The 21,763-nt window shown below is 63.9% G+C and carries 20 protein-coding genes and 1 tRNA gene; 15 read left to right on the top strand and 6 right to left on the bottom strand.

Annotated features, from left to right (window positions below; genetic code table 11):
- Positions 1-18: 18 nt before the first annotated feature.
- Complete coding sequence (locus Q2941_RS30840) at positions 19-813, top strand: phosphate/phosphite/phosphonate ABC transporter substrate-binding protein (protein WP_458194764.1); 795 nt, start codon at positions 19-21, stop codon at positions 811-813.
- 6 nt (positions 814-819) lie between these two features.
- Here the strand turns inward: Q2941_RS30840 and Q2941_RS30845 are convergent, their stop codons facing one another.
- The gene (locus tag Q2941_RS30845) at positions 820-1,851 is read right to left on the bottom strand and encodes an Rv1681 family radical SAM protein (protein ID WP_458194765.1); all 1,032 of its coding nucleotides are present in this window, start codon (positions 1,849-1,851) and stop codon (positions 820-822) included.
- A gap of 853 nt (positions 1,852-2,704) precedes the next feature.
- Positions 2,705-2,779: transfer RNA gene (locus Q2941_RS30850), tRNA-Gln, on the bottom strand.
- Positions 2,780-3,038: 259 nt separating this feature from the next.
- On the opposite strand from Q2941_RS30850, the gene Q2941_RS30855 reads away from it, so the two are divergent.
- The gene (locus tag Q2941_RS30855; RefSeq protein WP_458194766.1) at positions 3,039-4,817 is read left to right on the top strand and encodes an acyl-CoA dehydrogenase family protein; all 1,779 of its coding nucleotides are present in this window, start codon (positions 3,039-3,041) and stop codon (positions 4,815-4,817) included.
- A gap of 178 nt (positions 4,818-4,995) precedes the next feature.
- A complete protein-coding gene (locus tag Q2941_RS30860) occupies positions 4,996-5,757 on the top strand; it encodes an enoyl-CoA hydratase-related protein (RefSeq protein WP_254107383.1) in 762 nt (253 codons plus the stop codon).
- A gap of 207 nt (positions 5,758-5,964) precedes the next feature.
- Here Q2941_RS30860 and Q2941_RS30865 read toward each other — a convergent pair whose 3' ends face one another.
- Positions 5,965-6,333, bottom strand: a complete 369-nt coding sequence (locus Q2941_RS30865) for a hypothetical protein (RefSeq protein ID WP_027526550.1) — start codon at positions 6,331-6,333, stop codon at positions 5,965-5,967.
- Positions 6,334-6,891: 558 nt separating this feature from the next.
- On the opposite strand from Q2941_RS30865, the gene Q2941_RS30870 reads away from it, so the two are divergent.
- The 12 genes from Q2941_RS30870 (at position 6,892) to Q2941_RS30925 (ending at position 18,898) form a co-directional block, all read left to right on the top strand.
- Complete coding sequence (locus Q2941_RS30870; protein WP_254107385.1) at positions 6,892-7,644, top strand: outer membrane protein; 753 nt, start codon at positions 6,892-6,894, stop codon at positions 7,642-7,644.
- 219 nt (positions 7,645-7,863) lie between these two features.
- On the top strand, positions 7,864-8,298 hold the full coding sequence (locus Q2941_RS30875) for a hypothetical protein (RefSeq protein ID WP_156944676.1): 435 nt from the start codon (positions 7,864-7,866) through the stop codon (positions 8,296-8,298).
- 109 nt (positions 8,299-8,407) lie between these two features.
- Positions 8,408-10,069 (top strand): bifunctional metallophosphatase/5'-nucleotidase, encoded by a 1,662-nt coding sequence (locus Q2941_RS30880; RefSeq protein WP_458194768.1) that lies wholly within the window; start codon positions 8,408-8,410, stop codon positions 10,067-10,069.
- A gap of 133 nt (positions 10,070-10,202) precedes the next feature.
- Entirely contained in the window at positions 10,203-11,132 is a 930-nt protein-coding gene (locus Q2941_RS30885) for a histone deacetylase family protein (protein WP_027526546.1), read from the top strand.
- A 72-nt stretch (positions 11,133-11,204) separates the two neighbouring features.
- Positions 11,205-11,456 carry an exodeoxyribonuclease VII small subunit gene (locus Q2941_RS30890; protein WP_027526545.1) on the top strand — a complete coding sequence of 84 codons (252 nt, stop codon included), beginning with the start codon at positions 11,205-11,207 and terminating at the stop codon, positions 11,454-11,456.
- Positions 11,457-11,704: 248 nt separating this feature from the next.
- Positions 11,705-13,015, top strand: coding sequence for a hypothetical protein (locus tag Q2941_RS30895; RefSeq protein ID WP_027526544.1), 1,311 nt, complete (start codon positions 11,705-11,707; stop codon positions 13,013-13,015).
- A 348-nt stretch (positions 13,016-13,363) separates the two neighbouring features.
- The gene (gene dxs / locus Q2941_RS30900; RefSeq protein ID WP_458194770.1) at positions 13,364-15,292 is read left to right on the top strand and encodes a 1-deoxy-D-xylulose-5-phosphate synthase; all 1,929 of its coding nucleotides are present in this window, start codon (positions 13,364-13,366) and stop codon (positions 15,290-15,292) included.
- A gap of 185 nt (positions 15,293-15,477) precedes the next feature.
- On the top strand, positions 15,478-16,032 hold the full coding sequence (locus Q2941_RS30905; protein ID WP_027526542.1) for a nucleoside 2-deoxyribosyltransferase: 555 nt from the start codon (positions 15,478-15,480) through the stop codon (positions 16,030-16,032).
- A 25-nt stretch (positions 16,033-16,057) separates the two neighbouring features.
- The gene (locus Q2941_RS30910; protein WP_027526541.1) at positions 16,058-16,792 is read left to right on the top strand and encodes a TlyA family RNA methyltransferase; all 735 of its coding nucleotides are present in this window, start codon (positions 16,058-16,060) and stop codon (positions 16,790-16,792) included.
- A complete protein-coding gene (locus Q2941_RS30915; RefSeq protein WP_458194771.1) occupies positions 16,785-18,032 on the top strand; it encodes a class I SAM-dependent RNA methyltransferase in 1,248 nt (415 codons plus the stop codon). The genes Q2941_RS30910 and Q2941_RS30915 overlap by 8 nt, the downstream gene beginning before the upstream one ends.
- A gap of 74 nt (positions 18,033-18,106) precedes the next feature.
- Complete coding sequence (locus Q2941_RS30920; RefSeq protein WP_035664214.1) at positions 18,107-18,403, top strand: type II toxin-antitoxin system TacA family antitoxin; 297 nt, start codon at positions 18,107-18,109, stop codon at positions 18,401-18,403.
- A gap of 3 nt (positions 18,404-18,406) precedes the next feature.
- Positions 18,407-18,898 (top strand): GNAT family N-acetyltransferase, encoded by a 492-nt coding sequence (locus Q2941_RS30925; protein WP_458194772.1) that lies wholly within the window; start codon positions 18,407-18,409, stop codon positions 18,896-18,898.
- 95 nt (positions 18,899-18,993) lie between these two features.
- Here Q2941_RS30925 and Q2941_RS30930 read toward each other — a convergent pair whose 3' ends face one another.
- Genes Q2941_RS30930 through Q2941_RS30940 form a run of 3 tightly spaced genes read right to left on the bottom strand, consistent with a single transcriptional unit; the run spans position 18,994 to position 21,735 of the window.
- The gene (locus Q2941_RS30930) at positions 18,994-19,845 is read right to left on the bottom strand and encodes an ABC transporter permease (protein ID WP_027526537.1); all 852 of its coding nucleotides are present in this window, start codon (positions 19,843-19,845) and stop codon (positions 18,994-18,996) included.
- A gap of 1 nt (position 19,846) precedes the next feature.
- Positions 19,847-20,692 (bottom strand): ABC transporter ATP-binding protein, encoded by an 846-nt coding sequence (locus tag Q2941_RS30935; protein ID WP_027526536.1) that lies wholly within the window; start codon positions 20,690-20,692, stop codon positions 19,847-19,849.
- Complete coding sequence (locus Q2941_RS30940) at positions 20,689-21,735, bottom strand: ABC transporter substrate-binding protein (protein WP_458194773.1); 1,047 nt, start codon at positions 21,733-21,735, stop codon at positions 20,689-20,691. The genes Q2941_RS30935 and Q2941_RS30940 overlap by 4 nt, the downstream gene beginning before the upstream one ends.
- Positions 21,736-21,763: the final 28 nt, after the last annotated feature.

Raw genomic sequence — 21,763 nt, forward strand, 5'->3', positions numbered from 1 at the left:
GTCGCATATGATCCGAGGGTGGTCAGCATCTGGGAGGGCATGCGGCGGTACTTTCACGAGGAAGCGCATCTACCTGTCGAGGTGGTGCTGTTTCAGAGCTACGAGACGCAGGTCGCCGCCCTCCTCGCCTCGCCCGACGAGCCGCTGCCGCGCATCGACATCGGGTGGAACACGAACCTCGCTTATGTCCAGGCCGATGCCTGGAGCGACCACCGCTGCCGACCGATCGCGATGCGCGACACCGATATAGGCTGGATGACCAAGATCGTCGCCGTCACGGGTGGGCCGGTGGCCAAGCTCGCCGATCTCAGAAATCGCACACTCGCGCTCGGCAGCCGCGACAGCGGCCATGCGGCGATCCTCCCCGTCTATTTTCTGCAGCGCGAGGGACTGGCCGAGGGGAAGGATTACCGATCGCTGCGCTTCAACACCGACCTCGGCAAGCATGGAGACACCGGGACAAGCGAGGCCGACGTCATAGGTGCGGTACTTGACGGTCGTGCCGATGCCGGCGCCATTGGCAGCCCATTCTGGAGTACCGTGCGCAGCGAGCGCCTGGTGCCCGAAGGCGCGCTGACGGAGATCTGGACCTCTCGGCCCTATAATCACTGCATGTTTACTGCTCGGTCTGATCTCAACCCTGCGTTGGAGCAGGCGTTTGCCAAAGCACTATTTGAGATGAGCTACGACAATCCGGCGCATCGCCCCGTGCTCGAAGCAGAAGGGCTCCGACAATGGATAGCGCCTCAACTTGAAGCGTATGCCGAATTGCGGGATGCTTCTGCGCAACAGGGCTTTTTGAAGCGGCCCTGAACGCTATCAGGCGCAATTGAAGATCGTCGCCAAGCGGCGTTGATGCTCGGATTCGCGATCATAGGCGCGGCGCACGGCCGCGAAGGAATCGGCAAGCGGAAAGATGTCGCGGCTGACCAGGAGGTCGTTGTCTTCAGCGCCAACCGGATGCCAAAATACGCCTTCTGCGGTGATCGTTACCTCGGGAACCAGATCTGCCCTTGCCAACGCGATGCCCTGCGTAGCGGAGCCTCGGAGCGCAATTCGCCTGATCACCCGATTCACCTCGCTCACGTGATGGGTGTCAAGGAAGTCACGAAACTCTTCCGCTTCTCTGTCGGTCGAAACAGTCGCCGCCAACCGCACTCGAAATCCCTCGACGCGGGCCCGCTCGATTCCCTTCCAGGTGCGCGCCCATGTCCCCTGGCCGCGATGGCGGTCGTGGCGCTCCGGCGTCGGACTGTCGAGGCTAATTTGCAAAGTGACGCGCTCCCGCGGCAGCGAGCGCAGCGTTTCGAGCCGACGTCCCGCAAAGAGCATGCCGTTGGTGAGGACCGTGGTCGGCGCAGCCGCGGCGCAGGCGACAAGCATCTCGCCAATATCCGGCAGCATGAACGGCTCACCGCCGGTGACAAAAATCTCGCGCACACCGAGCTCCGCCGCCTCGACAGCGATGCGTTGCACCCGCTCGAAGCCAAGCGCGCGCCGCGGCGCTTTGGGCGACGAGCGCACACAACAATAGTCGCAGCTCAGGTTGCAGTCGAAGTTGGTGTAAAGCCATAGGCGAGAGCCGACAGGCCGATCTTCTCCCACATTTTCAGGAGCCTCTCCGTATCGGAGCACCCATCTGGTGCGACCGTCTTCGAATGCGGTGTCGATCAAACTGTTGCGGGTGAAGCGACACCATGCCTCGAGCTCGGGGCCGATGTTTGAATTGCTGCTGACTACTGCCACCAGATCGCCCTTACGGCTGCGGCGAAGTGCAGCGATCAAATCCGGCAGGAGGCCCGAGGCGAATGTCTTGGTGCCGGCGTCGAGCTCAACGTTGGCATTGGTCATGCGGGATATCATAGCTTTTGCCTCAAGAAATCCAAGACGAGCCTGGATCTCCAAATTGAGCTGCCTGGCGTCGCCAGCCGAGATCGAAATGGCGAGGGGCGCAATCAAGGACCCCTGGTCGGCGGGCAAGGCATGATGGCATCCGACATGCCAGTCGAGAATGGTCGGCAGATTCTGGCCGTATGCAACGACCCTGTTCGACTACATTCGGGAATGGCAGCAAGGTGAGCTCGACCGAAAAGCGCTGAGTGGGGACCGCAGGTCCGGCCGGATCGAGCCAGAACTTTGGTCTAAACCGACCCAATATGAAAACGCCAAAGCCAACGTGATGGGCCGAGCAGGATGTCCGACGATTGGTTAGGCGCGCGCGGATGAGCTCGTCCAACAGATAGAAGCGATAACGCTGCATCGTGGTGTCAAGGCCGCAGCCTGCATTAAGACACGTTGGCGGCCTCCGTTTAGAGATGTGCAGTAACTCAGTCGCCTCGTTAAGAGACCTTACAATTCCATCGCGCGGCTCGTGAACTTGCACAGAGTAGCCGCGGCTCGAACGCCCTTCGCTGGGCAGGCTGCAGCTCGACGCCAAATACGTACACAAATACGTACAAATGCATCGATTGGTTGTCCGATTTATTCGCCGTGGCCCTCTATCCTACGATCAGTATGAAACAGACCTGCTCCCCGACAATTTCCGCGATATACATTGAGACGAGCGAAAAGAGATAACCCGATATAGGACAACGCGCGCGATACCTTCGATTTTCAACCAAGCCTGAGAGGCTCTGTTTCCAAACGCGCTCAGAAATTGGTGGACGTAGATCTGTTTAAAATAATGAATTCAGCAGCTTGGTTCTGGCTGGGGCGGGAGGGATCGAACCTCCGAATGGCGGAATCAAAATCCGCTGCCTTACCGCTTGGCTACGCCCCAACACCGCCTTCGGGAACGGCGCCAGAACAGGCTACCGCGGATTCCCTTCGGGTCCCGCCGGTCTACAGAGAGTAGCCGGCCATTTCAACCGCCTCCGCGCGCAAATTGGCCGGCGGCGGGGGCGTTTGCGCCACTCTATTATGGGCGCCCTGCCCGCGCCCGGCCTGGCTTGCCAGTCACGAAACTTGGCCCTCCCGGCCATTGAGACCCCGGCGGTTTCGTGGGAATACGGCGGCAACGAGGTTTCCGGGAGTACGCCATGACCTACCGCGCGCCGATCAACGACATGCTGCTTTCGCTCAATCACGGCGCGGGCCTCAAGGCCGCCGTGGAGGCCGGCCATTACGGCGATTTCGACGCCGATATCGCAGCTGCCGTGCTGGAGGAAGCCGGCAAGTTCGCGACCGACGTTCTTGCGCCGCTCAACCGCGTCGGCGACGAGAACGGCATCAAGCTCGATGATGGCAAGGTCACGACCGCGCCCGGCTGGCCGGATGCCTATAAGCGCTGGACGGACGGCGGCTGGAACGCGGTGTCGGGGCCGGAGGGGTTCGGCGGCCAGGGCCTGCCGCTCGCGATCAACGCGGCCTGCACCGAGATCTGGAGCGCCTCCAACGTCGCCTTCGGCCTCTGCCCGCTGCTGACGGCCTCCGCGATCGAGGCGCTGGAGGCGCATGGCAGCGACGAGCTGAAGCAGATCTATCTCGAAAAACTCGTCACCGGCGAATGGACCGGCACGATGCAGCTCACCGAGCCGCAGGCCGGCTCTGACGTCGGCGCGCTGCGCACCCGCGCCGAGCGGCAGGCCGACGGCACCTATCGCATCAAGGGGACGAAGATCTTCATCACCTATGGCGAGCACGACATGACCGACAACATCGTGCATTTCGTGCTCGCGCGCCTGCCTGATGCACCCGCCGGCACCAAGGGAATTTCTCTGTTCCTTGTTCCCAAATTCATGGTCAACGTCGACGGCTCGCTCGGCGCGCGCAACGACATCTATGCCAGCGGCGTCGAGCACAAGCTCGGCATGCACGCCTCCCCCACCTGCACCATGACCATGGGCGATCATGGCGGCGCGATCGGCTTTCTGATCGGCGAAGAGAACCAGGGCATGCGCTGCATGTTCACGATGATGAACCAGGCCCGCCTCGGCGTCGGCCTCGAAGGCGTCGGCGTCGCCGACCGCGCCTATCAGCAGGCGCTGGCTTACGCGCAGGAACGCAAGCAGGGTCGCGCCCTCGGCAACAGGGGCGACGGCTCCGATGCCATCATCGTGCATCCCGACGTCAAGCGCATGCTGATGCGGATGCGCGCACAGACCGCGGCCGCGCGCACCATCTGCTATGCGACGGCAGTCGCAATCGACGTCTCGACGCGCGCCAGGGATCCCGGCGTGCGGGTCGAGGCCGCGGCGCGCGCGGCGCTGCTGACGCCGATCGCAAAGGCCTATTCGACCGATGTCGGCAACGAGGTCGCCTATCTCGGCGTCCAGGTGCATGGCGGCATGGGTTTCATCGAGGAGACCGGCGCGGCCCAGCACTACCGTGACGCCCGCATCACCGCGATCTATGAAGGCACCAACGGCATCCAGGCGATCGACCTCGTTACGCGCAAGCTGGCGGCCAACGGCGGCACCGCAGTCTGGGGGCTGCTCGGCGAGCTCTCCGGCATCATCAAGCAGGTCGAGGCCTCCAACGATCCCGCCTTCGGCACCACCGGCGTCAAATTGCGCGAGGCGCTGGACGCGCTCAAGCGCACCAGCAAGTGGCTCCTGGAGCGGCTGGCTGAGGCGCCGAACGACGCACTCGCCGGCGCCACACCCTATCTCCAGCAGTTCGGTGCGACGCTCGGCGGCTGCATGCTGGCAAGCGAGGCGCTCGCGGCCAAGAGCGACGGCAACCTCGATGCGCCCCGATACGTCTCGCTCGCCCGCTTCTTCGCAGAGAACATCACGGTGCAGGCGAGCTCGCTGGAGCGCACCGTCACGGAGAGCGCAGAGTCGGTCGCGGCTGCCGACGCGGTGCTGCTGGGGTAAGAACTGCGCACTGTTCGCTCCGTCATCCCCGCGCAACCGCGAGGGGGTGGGATGCACCGCCCCCACCGTTGAAAACGGCAACCCCAGGTTTTGCAGTTCCGCAAGATGATGTAGGCTGACAGCAAAACGACAGGCTGGCGGCAACGGTGCTGCGGGCCGTTATTGGGGACTGGGAAGCATGGCCGGCCAGATTGTTGTGACGCACGAAGGCGCGATGCGCGTGATCACGCTGCGCCGGCCGGACAAGAGGAACGCGGTCACGCAAGCCATGTACCGCGACATCGGCCACGCGATCGACACGGCGCAGAACAACCCGGACATCCGCTGCCTCATCATCACCGGCGGCTCCGGCGCCTTCAGCGCAGGCAACGACATCGAGGAGTTCCTGGCGGATGCCACGGCGAGCCCCGAGACGCCGAGAGCCTCCAATGCCATCAAGCTGCTTTATTCGCTCGCCCACAATGTGAAGCCGATCATCGCCGCCGTCGACGGCGTCGCCATCGGAATCGGCACGACCATGCTGTTCCATTGCGACTACGTGCTCGCATCGACGGCTGCGACTTTCAGGACGCCGTTCGTCCCGCTCGGACTGATCCCGGAGGGCGCATCAACCCTCTTGATGCCGCGCACCATGGGCTACCAGCGCGCCTTCGCGATGCTGGTGATGGGACGCACCTTCACCGCCGCCGAGGCGCAAAATGCCGGTTTCGTCAACATGGTCGTCTCACCCGGACATACCGAGGCCGAGGCCAAGAAGGTGGCGCGCGACATCTGCAAGCTGCCGGCGGACGCGGTCGCGATCTCGCGCAAATTGCTGCGCCTGCCGCCGGAGGAACTGACGCGCCGCATCGACCAGGAGAGCCATCTCTTCGGCGAACGAATACGCTCGAAGGAAGCCATCGCCGCATTCAAGGCGTTCTTCGCGAGGAAGAGGCATTAGGCACTTCCTCTCGCCGTGCTTGCGGGGAGAGGTCGGAATTCAAGCGCGGTTTGAATTCCGGATGAGGGCGAGCTTCCGGGCTCACGTGTTGAGACGGCGACCCTTTGCACGCTTTCAACGCTGATCGATGCGAGGCTTGGGTTAGATCAAGCTTCGCTTCGCACCACCTCGTCGACGCCTTGGCTACCGGAGACACGACGGCGCCGATTATTGGTCCTTCAAGGTTCCCAGCGACACCGTTCCTTCGCAACCGGCGGCGATGCCGTCGACCACGCGAACGAACGCCGTTCGATATCCGCTGCCGAGGACATCGACCTTGCTGCCCTGCGGAGCCCTGCAAGAGAGCAAAGGCCCCACGGCACTTTCGTTCTGCGAAGCGGCGACGGCCAGCTTGCTGAAGCGACTGAGCGCTTCCGCGTCCTTGAAAATCAAGACTGTCGGCGAGTTGCCTTTGTCGCGCAACACCTTTGCTTCGCTCGCAGCCGTGGTCGCGATCGTCATGATCACAGCAAGAAAATAGGCCGGTTCGGAAAGCCTCGGCATGGTCGGGTCCAGGCACGTCAGGCCAATCTTCATGGCCAGGAAGGAACAAAATCGATTGACCTAGGTCAAAGGTGGACCCGGCTCCTCGCATGAACTGCAGCCCCCGACACCAATATTCGCCCACGCGTCGTGTGAAATGCAGCCAACCTGGTACGTCACCTTCGAGAGCCGCAAGACCGGTCTCCTGCCCAAGAGGCGAAGCCCGCGCGAAACCAGAACATTTGCAACGGAAGCTGAGGCCAAAATGTTCGCACGTGCAAAGCTGGAAGACGGACTGATCGTTTTCGCAGGCACGATAAATCCCCATTCCCCGAGGCGTCTCATCCCGTCCAACGGCGTCCATCTCTGGCTTGCGGAAAGCCAGGAGGATTCAACACAACGCGCGGCTCCTTCCGATGATGATGGCTGAGCGCGCACCGATCATGAGTCGCGCAGTTTTTCGATTGCGGTTGAGTGTTGCCATTTTGTTACGGGGGCCTAAACGCGGCGCGACTAAACTTGAGGCTGGAATGGCAGAGATGTGCACGCGATCGTGCACACGAATTTATTGATTGAAGAAGACCCGCACTAGGGGACATGGAGACAATCAGGATGAAGAAACTATTAATGGCCGCTGTCGGCCTCGCGGCCTTGGGCATGGCCGCTCCCGCATCGGCTGCCGACATGGCCGTCAAGGCACCGCCGCCTCCGCCCGTGGTGACGATCTACAACTGGAGTGGCTTCTACATCGGCGCCAATGGCGGATGGGGCCAGAGCCACAATTGCTTGGATTTCGTCACCGTTCTAGGAACAGTCGCCAGCGGTTGCAGCGATCGTTCCGGAGGCGTCGTCGGCGGACAAATCGGGTATCGCTGGCAAACCAATCAGTTTGTGTTCGGGTTGGAGGCACAAGGCGATTGGGCCAACCTCAGGAACACGCGCGTCAGCCTGCTCGATCCGACGCTCTCAACCACGGTGAAAACCGACGGCATCGGCCTCTTCACGGGTCAAATCGGTTGGGCGTGGAACGCGGCACTGCTCTACGTGAAGGGCGGCGCGGCCGTGACCAGCAATAACCTTACTATATTCGACAACATCACCGGGCTCGGTCTGGTCTCGGCAAGTAACACGCGCTGGGGCGGCACCTTGGGTGTCGGCTTTGAGTATGGCTTCGCACCGAACTGGTCGGTTGGTTTTGAATACGACCATCTGTGGATGGGGCACGCGAACAACTCCTTCTCCGTGGTCGATGCGCGCCTTGCCGGCGTCCTCAACGACCGGATCAGCCAGGATGTCGACATGGTCACCGTGCGCTTCAACTACCGCTTCGGCGGTTACGGCGCGCCGGTCACCGCGCGCTACTAATCAAGCACTGGTTACCCACCACTGGAGCCCCGGCATAGCCGGGGCTCTTTTTGTCGCTCGGCGAATGGCACAAATTGCACAACCAACGTCTCGCCGAAGCGCAACCATCATCTGGTCTCGACGGCGCGGCGAAGATGCACATAGCTTGATCTGAATCAACTCGTGCCGGACAAACGCGGCCGAGCATGCACAAATGGTAGGGGGGTCTTGGAGCATCGTATGCCCCTGGCCCGGTACTTTGCGTTGATCGGCGTCGCCCTGCTCGTGCTGCTGTTCATTGCGGACGCCTGCGTGACGACGTCTCCCGTTGCCGAAAAGGCGGATTCCAATCGCATTGCCATTCGTATCCGGTCCGAGATGAAATTGCCGGAGCGCGTGGTCTACGACACCAGCCAGCCGACCATCGTTGTTGCTCCGATCGCGAACGACGAGCGCAGCACCCCGAAGTCGACAACGACCACCGCGGACAAGACACGCGAGGCATTTGCGCAATTTCAGCCATCCGATGCCGCGCGTCCGGCCGCGCCGAAGGCGAGAGCGCGTGAGACGAGACCGTCGCACCAGCACAAGGCGACAAGGAGGCGCGCGCCGCCATACGAGTTCATGATGGCACGGCAGGCGCATTTTGGCTGGTTTGGCCCCAGCATGTGGTGAGGGATGCGTCAACGCCACGAATCGGATTCTCGTTTACGAGCGTTCGCGATCGACGAATTGAAGCAACAAGCATCGTGAAATCTTTGCGTGGAGCGTCTAATCTTGTTCCATGCGATGCTCCCTCCGCCCGATATTCGCCACGCTGGCGCTCGGCTGCGCCCTGCCCGCTCTTGCCCAGAGCGCGACGCCGGTCGAACTGCGCATCCTCGCGATCAACGACCTCCACGGCAATCTCCGCCCGCCGCCCGGCGGCATCCGCATCGGCGATCCCGAGGACAAGTCCAAGAAGGTGTCGGTCGCAGCGGGCGGCGCCGAGTACATGGCGACGCTGGTCAAGCAGCTTCGCGAGGGCCGCAAGAACACGATCTTCGTCGCAGCCGGCGACCTCATCGGCGCGAGCCCGTTCTTGTCGGCGATGTTTCATGACGAGCCGTCGGTCGAGTCGCTGTCGACGATGGGGCTTGCGATCACCTCGGTCGGCAATCACGAGTTCGACGAGGGCAAGACCGAGCTGCTCAGGATGCAGAACGGCGGCTGCCATCCGGAGGACGGATGCCAGGGACCGCATCCCTTCACGGGTGCCAAATTCCATTATCTGGCGGCCTCCACCATCGATACCGCGACCGGCAAGAGCATCCTGCCGCCCTATGAGATCAGGGAATTCGACGGCATCCCCGTCGCCTTCATCGGGCTGACGCTCAAGGGCACCGCCGGCATCGTCTCGCCGGCCGGCATTGCCGGGCTCGAATTCCGCGACGAGGCCGAGACGGTGAATGCGCTTGTTCCGCAGCTGAAGGCGCGCGGCGTCGAGGCGATCGTGGTCCTGATCCACGAAGGCGGCGAGCCGACCGGCGACTACAATGAATGCCCGGGCATTTCAGGGCCTATCGTCGACATCGTCAAGAAATTCGATCGCGCGGTCGACGTCGTCGTCAGCGGCCACACGCATCGGGCTTACGTCTGCAACATCGACGGCCGGCTCGTTACCAGCGGCGACAAGTACGGCACGCTGGTGACCGCGATCGACGTCACGCTCGATTCCACGACGCGCGACATCGTCAGCGCGAAAGCCGAGAACGTCATCGTCGCGAACGCCTCGCTCGCCAAGGATCCCGATCAGACCGCGCTGATCGAGGCCTACGACAAGCTCGCAGCCCCAATCGCCAACCGTCCGGCTGGCTCGGTGACACAGACATTGTCGCGCGTGCCCAACGACGCAGGCGAGAGCGCGCTCGGCGACGTCATCGCGGATGCGCAGTTGGCGGCGACGAAGGACGCGAAGGACGGCGGCGCCGTCATTGCCGTCACCAATCCCGGCGGCATCCGCACCGACATCGTGCCGAAGGAGAACGGCGCGGTGTCCTTTGGCGAAGTGTTCGCGAGCCAGCCGTTCCGCAACCGCCTCGTCACCCTGACGCTCACGGGCAGCCAGCTCAAGGAGATACTGGAGCAGCAATGGCTCGATCCAAAGCGGCCGCGGATACTCCAGGTGTCAAATGGCTTCAGCTATGTCTGGGACGCCTCAAAGCCGTTCGGCGAGCGCGTCGCGACCGACAAGATGACGCTCGACGGCAAGCCGATCGATCCGGCATCGAGCTACCGCGTCACCCTCAACGACTATCTCGCCGTCGGCGGCGACGGTTTCACGGTCGCCAAGCAGGGCACCTCGCCGCAATATGGCGGCTACGATGCGGATGCGCTGTTTGCCTTCTTCAGGGTGCACGGCCCGATCGGCCCGCTGCCACCGACCCGCATCCAGCGCATCAATTGATCCGGATCAAACGGCCCGGAACGGGACCACCTTTGCCATTCCCGGCCAAAGCCCTACATTGCGTTTTGCATTGCCTTTTGGCGCCGGATGCGCCAAGCGACGTCAAAAGCCCGTTCGCAGTGAGCCCGACCTGATGAGCACGCTTCTTCTCTCCCACAAGGCCTGCCTCGACCATGTCACGCCGCAGGGCCATCCCGAGCGGCCGGACCGCCTGCGCGCGGTGGAGGAAGCGCTGTCGCACGAGCGCTTCCAGTTCCTGGTGCGCGACCAGGCGCCGGAGGGCAATCTCGACCTCGTCACGCTCTGCCACAACGAGCATTACGTCACCGAGCTTCGCCACATCGCGCCGACCAGCGGCCAAGTCTATATCGACGGCGACACCTCGATGTCGCCGGGTACCTGGGAAGCCGTCATGCGCGGGGTCGGCGGCGCAGTTGCCGCGACCGAGGCCGTGATGGCGGGCGAACACCGCAACGCCTTCGTCGCGGTGCGCCCGCCCGGACACCATGCCGAGATCGGCAAGCCGATGGGCTTCTGCTTCTTCGATAATGTCGCGATCGCCGCGCGCCACGCGCAGCGCAAATACGGCATCAAGCGTGCGGCCATCGTCGATTTCGACGTGCACCACGGCAACGGCACACAGGACATCTTCTGGTCGGATCCGACCGTGATGTACTGCTCGACCCATCAGATGCCGCTGTTTCCAGGCACCGGCGCGCGCTCCGAGCGCGGCGATCACGACACCATCGTCAACGCGCCGCTCGCCTCCGAGGACGGCGGCCCTGAATTCCGCGACGCCTTCGAGAATTTGATCCTGCCGCAGCTGACGAAGTTCAGCCCCGAGCTTCTCATCATCTCCGCAGGGTTCGACGCGCATTACCGCGATCCGCTGGCCTCGCTGAACCTGCGCGGGGAGGACTATGCCTGGGTCACGCGGAAGCTCATGGACCTCGCCGACAAGACCGCGGGCGGACGCGTTGTTTCGGTGCTCGAGGGTGGCTATGACCTGCAAGGACTGAAAGAATCTGTTACGGCGCATGTCGGCGCCCTGATGGGCGCCTGACGACACCCGCCACATTGCGCCCGCAAAATCTTGCTTCGTAACTTAGCGAAGGGCGGGCAATCGGAAACTGATATGGCCGAAAACACCCAAATCGACGTCACCAGGCTGACCTTTGAGCGCGCGATCGAGGAACTCGAAACGATCGTGAAGCGCCTCGAGGAGGGCAAGGTGCCGCTGGAAGAATCGGTGGCGATCTATGAGCGCGGCGAGGCCTTGAAGCGCCGCTGCGAGGAACTCTTGCGCCAGGCCGAGGCCCGCGTCGACAAGATCACCACGGACGCCAGCGGCCAGGCGAGCGGCACCGCGCCCCTCGACGTGCAGTAGCCGCCTTTCCCCGATACCCCCAAGCCATTCAGAACATTCAGGGAATGCGCCCGAAGGCCGCGCAGCCAGGCCGCAAATAGCTCTTGGCCTGTCCCGCGGACTGCTATAGTCCCGAGGCAGGGAATGCGGACCGGGCCAACGGTCCGGGCGAACATCGACGTTTTACGTCGAAGAAGCGCGTCAATCGGGGGAGAGAGGCTGGGGCGCCTGACGGGGCCCCAAGGCCGGCTTGCGGGATCACAAGGTCAGTGCGCGTTCAGAACCGCCATATCATCTATGTGCAGGGCTACGATCCGCGCGGCCTCGCGCGATATTATCGCATGTTCCGTACCGAGCTGCGCAAGTTCGACCGGCTCTACCAGCTCAAGACCACGATCAGCAGGCCGCAGGATCTGAGCGAAGGCGAGATCGCGTCCTGGAGCATCGAGACCCGCGCGGACGACTGGCAGACCCGCACGGCCTATGACTTCCTGCGCTTTGAGGACTTCATCAAGCGCGACCTCGCCCAGCCGATCCGCAAGACCGTGTTCGCGGCGCTCTGGGTCTACTGCCAGCTCGTGTTCGGCGGCACCATCGCGCGCTTCGCCAAGGCGAACTGGCGATTCGCGACCTTCGTCAGCTACCCCTATCTGGTGCTGCTCGCGGAGGCGCTGTGCGCGGCCGGCGTCGCATGGCTGTTCCGCAAAGGGCTGGATGCATTCGGCGTCCCCGATCCCTTCAGCCTGCTCGCAGCCGCCGCACTGTTCGTAGCGCTGCTCGGCACCACGCTGAAATACACGGAGGAGAGGACCTATGTGCTCTATCTCCTGCGCGACCACATCTGGACCTGGGAATTCGCCCATCGCCGCCAGCCGGAGTGGGACCGGCGCATCGACCGCTTTGCGGAGCATCTGTGCAAGGTCGCGCGCACCACGCGCGCAGAGGAGATCGTGCTGGTCGGCCACTCCTCGGGCTCGTTCCTCGCCATCGAGATCCTGGCGCGCGCGCTCAAGCTTGATCCTGCGCTCGGGCAACGCGGCGGCCGCGTCATGCTGCTTACGGTCGGCGGCAATTGTCCGGTCGTCGGCTATCACGCGGCGGCACAGGACTTCCGCGACCGTTTGCGCGAGCTCGCGGTCGAGCCCTCGATCGAATGGATCGACTGCCAGGCCCGCAAGGACGTGATGAACTTCTTCCAGTTCGATCCGATCGCGGGCCACGGCATCGACGTCGGCGCGGCACGCTGCAATCCCGCCGCCATCGTGCCGGTGCGCTTTCGCGAGATCATCGCGCCGGAGCACTACAAGTTGTTCCGCTGGCAGTTCTTCCGCGTCCATTTCCAGTTCGTGATGGCCAATGAGCGCCCCCATGCCTACGACTTCTTCATGATCGTGTGCGGCCCGGTTCCCTTGCGGGAACGGATGGCCATGCCGGACGCGGCGCTTGCGGTCGCGCTAGGGGACGCCTCGGCCCGCGAGTTTGCCTGGCGACGGCTGGAACTGGAAAATTCCTGTCCCCGCGGTCAAATTCCTGCCGCGGAACTCGGCAAGATGGAACCACCGGCCCGGAGCCGGGGTTAACCAAACCGGCCCAAGGCTTGCAGGCTCATACCCTGTCCAGGGGCCTAACGGGTTGGCTTTGGCGGCAGCTTTGGTGTAAAGGTGCGCGGACTATGGCTATTTGAGAGCCTTTCGTAAGCAAATATTGCTGACGGCAAGTGCTTCAAATAGCTAATGAAATTGGCTGGGACGGGTGACGCCGAGCTGAGTGACAAGATCACAGAGACTGAACCGGAGCGCACTTAAGCTTGAAGAAGGGGCTTTGCCCCTGCGCAGGTGGCTCCGACAGTCAGGGCTCGCGCTGCGCCAATATTGTGCATACCCATCTCGCGCCGGACGGTCGTCCGGCCCTTAAAATTGGAAATCGCCGTGAACGCATACAGCAAGACGCCGCTTCTCGACACCATCCGAACGCCGGACGACCTGCGCAAGCTCAAGATCGAGCAGGTCCGCCAGGTCGCAGACGAGCTGAGGCAGGAGACCATCGACGCCGTTTCCGTGACCGGCGGTCACTTCGGCGCGGGCCTCGGCGTGGTCGAGCTGACCACCGCGATCCATTACATCTTCGATACGCCGCGCGACCGGCTGATCTGGGACGTCGGCCACCAGGCCTATCCGCACAAGATCCTGACCGGGCGGCGCGACCGCATCCGCACCTTGCGCACCGGCGGCGGCCTCTCCGGCTTCACCAAGCGCAGCGAGAGCGACTACGATCCGTTCGGCGCGGCGCACTCCTCGACCTCGATCTCGGCCGGCCTCGGCATGGCCGTGGCGCGCGACCTCGCCGGCGGCAAGAACAACGTCATCGCCGTGATCGGCGACGGCTCGATGTCGGCAGGCATGGCCTATGAGGCGATGAACAATGCGGGCGCGATGAACTCCCGCCTGATCGTCATCCTCAACGACAACGACATGTCGATCGCCCCGCCGGTCGGCGCGATGAGCGCGTATCTGTCGCGGCTCTACTCCGGCAAGACCTATCGCACGCTGCGCGAGGCGGCCAAGCAGATCAACAAGCGCCTGCCCAAGATCATCGCCAACCGCGCCAACCGCGTCGAGGAATACTCCCGCGGCTTCATGATGGACGGCGGCACGCTGTTCGAGGAGCTCGGCTTCTATTACGTCGGTCCGATCGACGGCCACAATCTCGACCATCTGCTGCCCGTTCTGAAGAATGTGCGCGACATGGAGACCGGCCCGATCCTGGTCCACGTCGTGACCCAGAAGGGCAAGGGCTACGGCCCGGCGGAAGCCTCAGCAGACAAGTACCACGCGGTCGTCAAGTTCGACGTCGCGACCGGCACTCAGGCCAAGGCCAAACCGAATGCGCCGGCCTACCAGAACGTGTTCGGTCAGAGCCTGGTCAAGGAAGCGCAGAAGGACGACAAGATCGTCGCCATCACCGCGGCAATGCCGTCCGGCACTGGCGTCGACATCTTCAACAAGGCGTTCCCCAACAGGACCTTCGACGTCGGTATCGCCGAGCAGCACGCGGTGACGTTTGCCGCCGGCCTCGCCACCGAAGGATACAAGCCGTTCTGCGCGATCTACTCGACCTTCCTGCAGCGCGGTTACGACCAGGTCGTGCATGACGTCGCGATCCAGAGCCTGCCGGTGCGCTTCGCCATCGATCGCGCCGGCCTCGTCGGCGCTGACGGCGCGACGCATGCGGGCTCGTTCGACAACGCCTATCTGGGCTGTCTGCCGAACATGGTGATCATGGCGGCCTCCGACGAAGCCGAAATGGTGCACATGGTCGCGACCCAGGTCGCGATCAACGACCGTCCGAGCGCGCTGCGCTATCCGCGCGGCGAGGGCCGCGGCGTCGAAATGCCCGAGGTCGGCATTCCCCTCGAGATCGGCAAGGGCCGCGTCGTCCGCCAGGGCAACAAGATCGCCCTGCTCTCCTTCGGCACCCGTCTTGCCGAGTGCGAGAAGGCGGCCGACGAGCTCGCCGCGCACGGCCTCTCCACCACGATCGCGGACGCGCGCTTCATGAAGCCGCTCGATACCGACCTGGTGCTCAAGCTCGCCCGCGAGCACGAGATCCTGATCACGATCGAGGAAGGCTCGGTCGGCGGCTTCGGCTCGCATATCGCGCAGTTCCTGACCGACCAGGGCGTGCTCGACAGCGGCGCGGTGCGGTTCCGCTCGATGGTGCTGCCCGACGTTTTCCTCGACCACGACACGCCGGCCGCGATGTACGGCCGCGCCGGTCTCGACGCCAAGGGCATCGTCGCCAAGGTGTTCGAGGCGCTCGGCAAGGATGTGAAGACCGAGACGGTCAAGCTCGCCTGAGTCTGTTTACCTCTCACGCTTGCGGGAGAGGTCGGATCGCGAAAGCGATCCGGGTGAGGGCTTTCCCCTCTTGGGGGTTCTCGATTGCGAAGACACCCTCTCCCCAGCCCTCCCCCGCACGCGGGGGAGGGAGCGCAGTTTTCGCCGCGGTGCGCAGCTCGCCTGATTCTCCTGAACGGTTCCCCATGAAAATCTATCTGGCAGGCCCCGACGTGTTCCTGCCGGATGCGGTTGAGATCGGCCGGCGCAAGGTCGCGATCTGCGCTGCCCAGGGGCTCGACGGCCTTTATCCCCTCGACAACGCGATCGATCTCACCGCGCCCGATGCTTCGCGGCAGATCTTCACCGCCAACGAGGCGATGATGGATGCCGCCGAGGCCATCATCGCCAATCTCACACCCTTCCGCGCCGCGGGCGCCGACCCCGGCACTGTCTACGAACTCGGTTACATGGCCGGCCGCGGCAAGCTGTGCCTCGCCTACTCCAACGATCCCGCCGTCTATGCCGACCGCGTCGGCCGCTTCATGGATGTCACGACCGAGGACGGCCGCCTGGTCGATGCGCAGGGACTGACGATCGAGGATTTTGGCCTGGTCGACAATCTCATGATGATCCACGCGCTGGAGCTGCACGGCTGCCCGCTGGTGACGCCGGCAAAGATGCCCGTCGACGTCTGGCACGATCTCGCCGCGTTCGAGACTTGCGTCCGGATGGCGGCCGCGCGACGCTTGCTTACATAAGCGCTTTGGTCGTCCGGAGAACCTGATGTCCCCTCCCCGCAAGCGCGCGGATGTTCTTCTGGTCGAGCGCGGCCTGTTCGAGAGCCGAGCGCGGGCGCGCGCGGCGATCGAGGCCGGGCTCGTCACCGCCAATGACAAGCCCGTCACAAAACCCTCCGAGACCATCGCGGAGAATGCTGTGCTCCAGGCCGAGCCGGCGCATCCTTATGTCTCGCGCGGCGGCGTCAAGCTCGCCGGTGCGCTGGAACGCTACCCCATCGAGATCGAGGACCATGTCTGCCTCGACGTCGGCGCCTCCACCGGCGGCTTCACCGAGGTGCTGCTGGCAAACGGCGCGAGCCTCGTTTTCGCCGTCGATGTCGGGCGCGAGCAGCTGCACCCCTCGCTGCGCGGTCATCCCAGGATCGTCTCGATGGAGGAGACCGACATCCGCTCTTACGAAGGCAAGCGCCTGCCGGCGCGGCCCGATATCGTCGTCATCGACGTCAGCTTCATCTCGCTGAAGACGGTGCTGCCGGTGGCGCTGTCGCTGGCGGCGGCACCGATGAGCCTGCTCGCGCTGATCAAGCCGCAGTTCGAGGCGGAGCGGAAGCATAACAAGAAGGGGATCATCCGCGACGCCGACGTGCATCAGGAGATCTGCGACGATATCGCGGCCTTTGCCGCCTCGCTCGGCTGTACCGACATCGAGGTATTTCCCTCGCCGATCACTGGTGGCGACGGCAACGTCGAATTCTTCCTGGGCGCGCGCCGTGGTTGAGCGCCTGAAGATCGATCACGTCGGCCATCGCGGCCACGGTGTCTGCCTCGACGAACGCGAGGCGATCTACGTGCCCTATGCGCTCGGCGGCGAGACCGTCGAGGTCGAGCAGGTTCCCGGCCATCATCCGGACCGCCGCAAGCTGCTCGCGGTGGATGTGGCAAGCCCCGAGCGCATCGCGCCGTTTTGTCCGCATTTCGGCGTCTGCGGCGGCTGCGCGATCCAGCATTGGGCGGCCGCGCCGTACCAGGCCTGGAAGCGCAACATCGTGGTCGAGACGCTGGCACAGGCCGGCGTCGCGTGCGAGGTGGCGCCGCTGGTCGACGCCCATGGCGCGGGACGCCGCCGCATCACACTGCATGGCCGGTTCGGCACGCATGAGATCCTGAAAGTGGGCTTTGCCGCGACGAGCTCGCATGACGTCATCCCGATCCATCGCTGTCCGATCCTCGATCCCTCGCTCGAAGGTGCGCTCGATGCGGCCTGGGCAATCGCCGAGCCGCTGACGTCGAAAATGGCGGTGACCAAGCCGCTCGACATCCAGGTCACTGCAACCGAGAACGGCCTCGATGTCGACGTGCGCGGATCGGGTCCGCTGCCGGCCGCGATGGTCGCGGCCGTTTCGGGCGTCGCCGAGCAGCATCGCCTGGCGCGGCTGACGCGGCATGGCGAGCTCGTGCTGCAACGGCTGCCGCCGACGCTGCGCATGGGGCGCGCAGAGGTGACGCTGCCCCCGGGCTCTTTCCTCCAGGCAACTGTGGCGGGCGAAGAGACGCTGGCCGCGCTGGTGAGCGAGCGCGTCGGCAAGGCGAAGGAGATCGTCGATCTCTTCTGCGGCGTCGGTCCCTTTGCCTTGAGACTTGCGGAGAAGGCGCGCGTCACGGCCTATGACAGCGACGCCGGCGCTGTCGCGGCGCTCGCGAAAGCTGCGCGTACCCCGGGGCTGAAGCCGATCACGGCCACGCCGCGCGACCTGTTCCGCCGTCCCCTGGTGCCGCAGGAGTTGCGCGACTTCGACGCCGTCGTGTTCGACCCGCCACGCCAGGGCGCGCAGGCGCAGGCGCTAAAACTCGCCGCAAGCAAGGTGCCAGTCGTGATCGCGGTGTCCTGCAACGTCGCGACGTTCGCACGCGACGCGCGGCTGCTGATCGATGGCGGCTACAAGCTCGAGGCCGTCGTGCCGGTCGACCAGTTCCGCCACACGCCGCATGTCGAGCTGGTGGCGCGGTTCAGCCGGTAGATCGACCACACAGCGGCACTTTTCATGTATTGCAAAATGCGCTACAGTAGGGCCTCATTTTGTGGAGATCGCCCATGGCTGCCCGGCGCAAGGAACATCCGTTGTCGATGCGATTGCCCGAATCCGACATCGCGATCATCGATCGGGCGGCAACGCTGCGCGGCCGCTCGCGCACTGATTTCGTACGTGACGCGGCCGTTCGCGCTGCAGAGGATGTGTTGATGGAGACACTCCCTATCCGAATGAGTGCCGCAGGGTTCAAAGCATTCCTCGCTACGATATCCGAACCTGCCAAGCCCGTGCCGGAGCTGAAGGAGATTTTTCGGCGGGCTGCGCCTTGGGAGACCGGCAGCTCGAAGGCTAGGAGCTGAGGCTTGGCCATTTCCGGCCCGGAACCGCTCACGGCAGAACACGATCTCGAACCCTTTTCCTGTGGCAAGCCGTCGCTCGACCGCTGGCTCAAGACGCGAGCGCTCTCCAACCAGCAGAAGGGTTTCACCGCCGTCATCGTGGTTCATGAAGCAAATCAGGTGATCGGCTATTATGGCCTCGCGCCAACGGCGATCGTGCCTGCGCATTCGCCGCGATCAATCCGAACCGGACAGCCCCCGGCCCCCGTCCCCTGCCTGCTCCTCGGACAGCTCGCAACGGATCAGAACTGGATAGGCAAGGGTGTCGGGACCGGACTCCTCAAACATGCGCTCGAGCGTTGCGTGACCGCCGCCGGCCTGATCGGTGGGCGCGCTCTCGTCGTGAATGCGGTTGACCTTGACGCGGCTGCGTCGCGGCGCGGCTTCGTCCCATCCAAAGATGATCCGTTGATCCTGTTCAGGTCGATCGCAGACATTGCTGCCTCGCTGCCTTAGTGACCGCGCACGGCGACGCGTGGCTCCTTATCGATGGCGACTACAAGCTCCGGACTGCAGGAGTGCATGACGGAAGCTTCTCGAATCCTGCAGCCTTATGCCGACGGCTCGAATTGCGGCTGCCAGCGCAGCAGGTAGGACTGCAGCGAGCGTACGGCGACCGCGAGCAAAATGCCGACGAACATCATGACGAAGATGGCGACCATCATCTCGCTGGCGTTGGCGCGCGCTTCCGCTTCGATGATGAGCTTGCCGAGCCCGCGTTCGGCGCCGATGAATTCGCCGACGATAACGCCGATCAGCGCAAAAGACACCGCCGGCAGGAGCGAAGCGAACACCCAGGCGAGCGCGGACGGGATCACGACGGTACGCAGCACGGTGAATTCGCTGGCGCCGAGTAGACGGGCGACTGCGATCTGGTCGCGATCGACCGCGCGCGTTCCCTCAAAGGTGTTGAAGAACACCACGAAGAACACGACCAGCCAGGCGGTCGCGATCTTGGAGAGATCTCCGAGGCCGAAGATCAGGATGACCAGCGGCACCAGCGCGATGCGCGGTATCGAGTTGAGCGCCACGATGTAGGGCCCGAACACGCGGGCAAGGAAGTCGGAGCGGCCGAGAATCAGGCCGGCCGCGATTCCGCTCAAAGATCCGAACAAGAATCCCCACCAGGTGTTTTTCAACGTGACCAGCGTGGCGAGCCACAGATTATTGTCGTTGCCCTTGATGCAGGCGGCAAAGCCAGCGGCGTCAGAGAAGCAGCCCAGCCGCAGAAAACTCTGCCAGATCAGCGACGGCTTGGCGACGAAATAAGGATCGAGGATTTTTGGCACGTAAGCCTTCGGCAGCAGCGCCTTGCTCCATTCAAAGCCCCACTGCCAGATGACGAGCACAGCTGCGAGAATGGCCAGTTGCCAGAGCAGGATCACGGTGCGGCTTTTCGCCATGTCAGTCAGCCCTGGTGCGGCGGAATTCTTCGCCGAGGGAATGCCAGATGTGGGAATAGAGGCGGCCGAATTCGGCGGTCTCGCGCACGGCCACGGGATCGCGCGGCCGCGCGATGGCGACGTCGAAATCCTCCTTGAGCCGCCCGGGCCGCGCCGAGAGCAGGATGATGCGGCTTGCGAGTGTCAGCGCCTCGCCGAGGTCGTGCGTCACGAACAGCACGGTCTGCCGCTCGCGCTCCCAGATCTCCAGCAGAGTCTTGTGCATCTCGAGCTTGGTGTGGGTGTCGAGCGCGCCGAACGGTTCGTCCATCAGCAGGATTTCGGGCTCCAGGATCAGCGTCCGCATCAAGGCGACGCGCTGGCGCATGCCGCCGGAGAGCATGCGCGGGAAGCTCTGCGCAAAACCTGTGAGCCCGGCCTTCTCCACGGCCGAAGCGACGCGCCGGGCGCGCTCCGTCTTCGGCAGCCCTGCGATCTCCAACCCATAGCCGATGTTCTGCTCCACGGTCCGCCAGGGAAAGAGTGTGTCGCGCTGGAAGACATAGCCGACCCTGGGGTTGACCTTGCCGGTCTCGACGGTGTCGTCGTCGATGAGGATGCGCCCGCCCGAGCGCGGCAACAGCCCCGCCACCATGTTGAGAATGGTGCTCTTGCCGCAGCCGGATGGGCCGAGCAGCGCGACGAACTCGCCCTGCTTGACTTCGAAGGACACATCATCGACCGCCACGAACTCCCGGCCAGATGCATTGAAGCGTTTGGCGAGACATTGCACGGCGATGCGCGTGCGCGCCGCGGCCCTGTCGTCGTCTCTCGCGCGCGCGAGGCCCGGGCTGGGTGCAGCCATCATTTGTATTTCGCCCTGGCTGCCTCAAGGAAGCTCATGTCGACGACATCCTCATACTTGGTTTCGGGAATGTCGGTGCCCTTGCGGTACCAGGGCTTGGCGCCGCGTTCGAACGAGGACTTGTCGATAACCCCGTCATAGGCCCAGGTCGACTTGTCGAAGCCGAGCTCGGCGCTGATCGCATCGGGGTCGATGCCGGAGAAATATTTCGGCGTGACCAGCGCCTGCACGTCCGCGAGCGGCGTCGTCTTCACGAAGGCCATCGCGCGGTAGATCGCGTTGACGTAGCCCTGCACCATCGCCTTGTCCTGCTCGACCGTGTCCTGGAGTGTGTAGATCACGAGCACGGGCAGCGTGCCGCCGAAATCCTTCTCGAACACACCGGGCTTTGACGTGTCGTAGATCGTCCTGCCAAACCCCTTCTTCTCGACTTCGACGATCCAGCTCGGCGGCGCCATGATGGCGTCGAACTGCTTGGTCTGGAGCGAGGGGAACATCGTGTTGGGCCCTCCGCCTGCGACCCAGTTCACCTTGTCGGCGAGACCGCGCGCCTCGAACACATAGGTGCCGAACACCCAGGTGCCCGAGCCGATCGCAGTGGCTGCGACGATCGGCTTGGCCCCGTCCGCGCGCTTGTAGTCCGCAAGCTTCTCGACCGAATTGATGCCGCTCTCATAGAGATCCTGCCGGACCATGATGTTGGCGTAGGAACACACCATCTCGGTCGCAAGCAGTATCTTGCAGGGCTTGCCGCGCGCGCTGAGCTGGAGCGGATGGCTGGCATCGCCATGCGCGAACAGCGCCTGCCCTGCCGCCAGCGTCTGGCGGCCGAACGTGCCGGCATTGCCGGTCACGAGCTTTGAATCGAGCCCTTCGTCCCTGAAGTACCCCTTCAGCTCCGCGATCATGCCGATGGCGTAGACCGGCGACACCGGCCCGAAGGCGAGCGAGACCTGCTTGCCCTCCGCGCGCAATCGTCCCGGCAGCAGCGATGCGCCGGCCAATGCGGAGCCCGCGATCAGCGCCTGGCGCCTGGTAATCCTCATGTGCTCCTCCCTGTGTTCTGTCTTGATC

This window comes from Bradyrhizobium sp. UFLA05-153 (assembly GCF_054185185.1).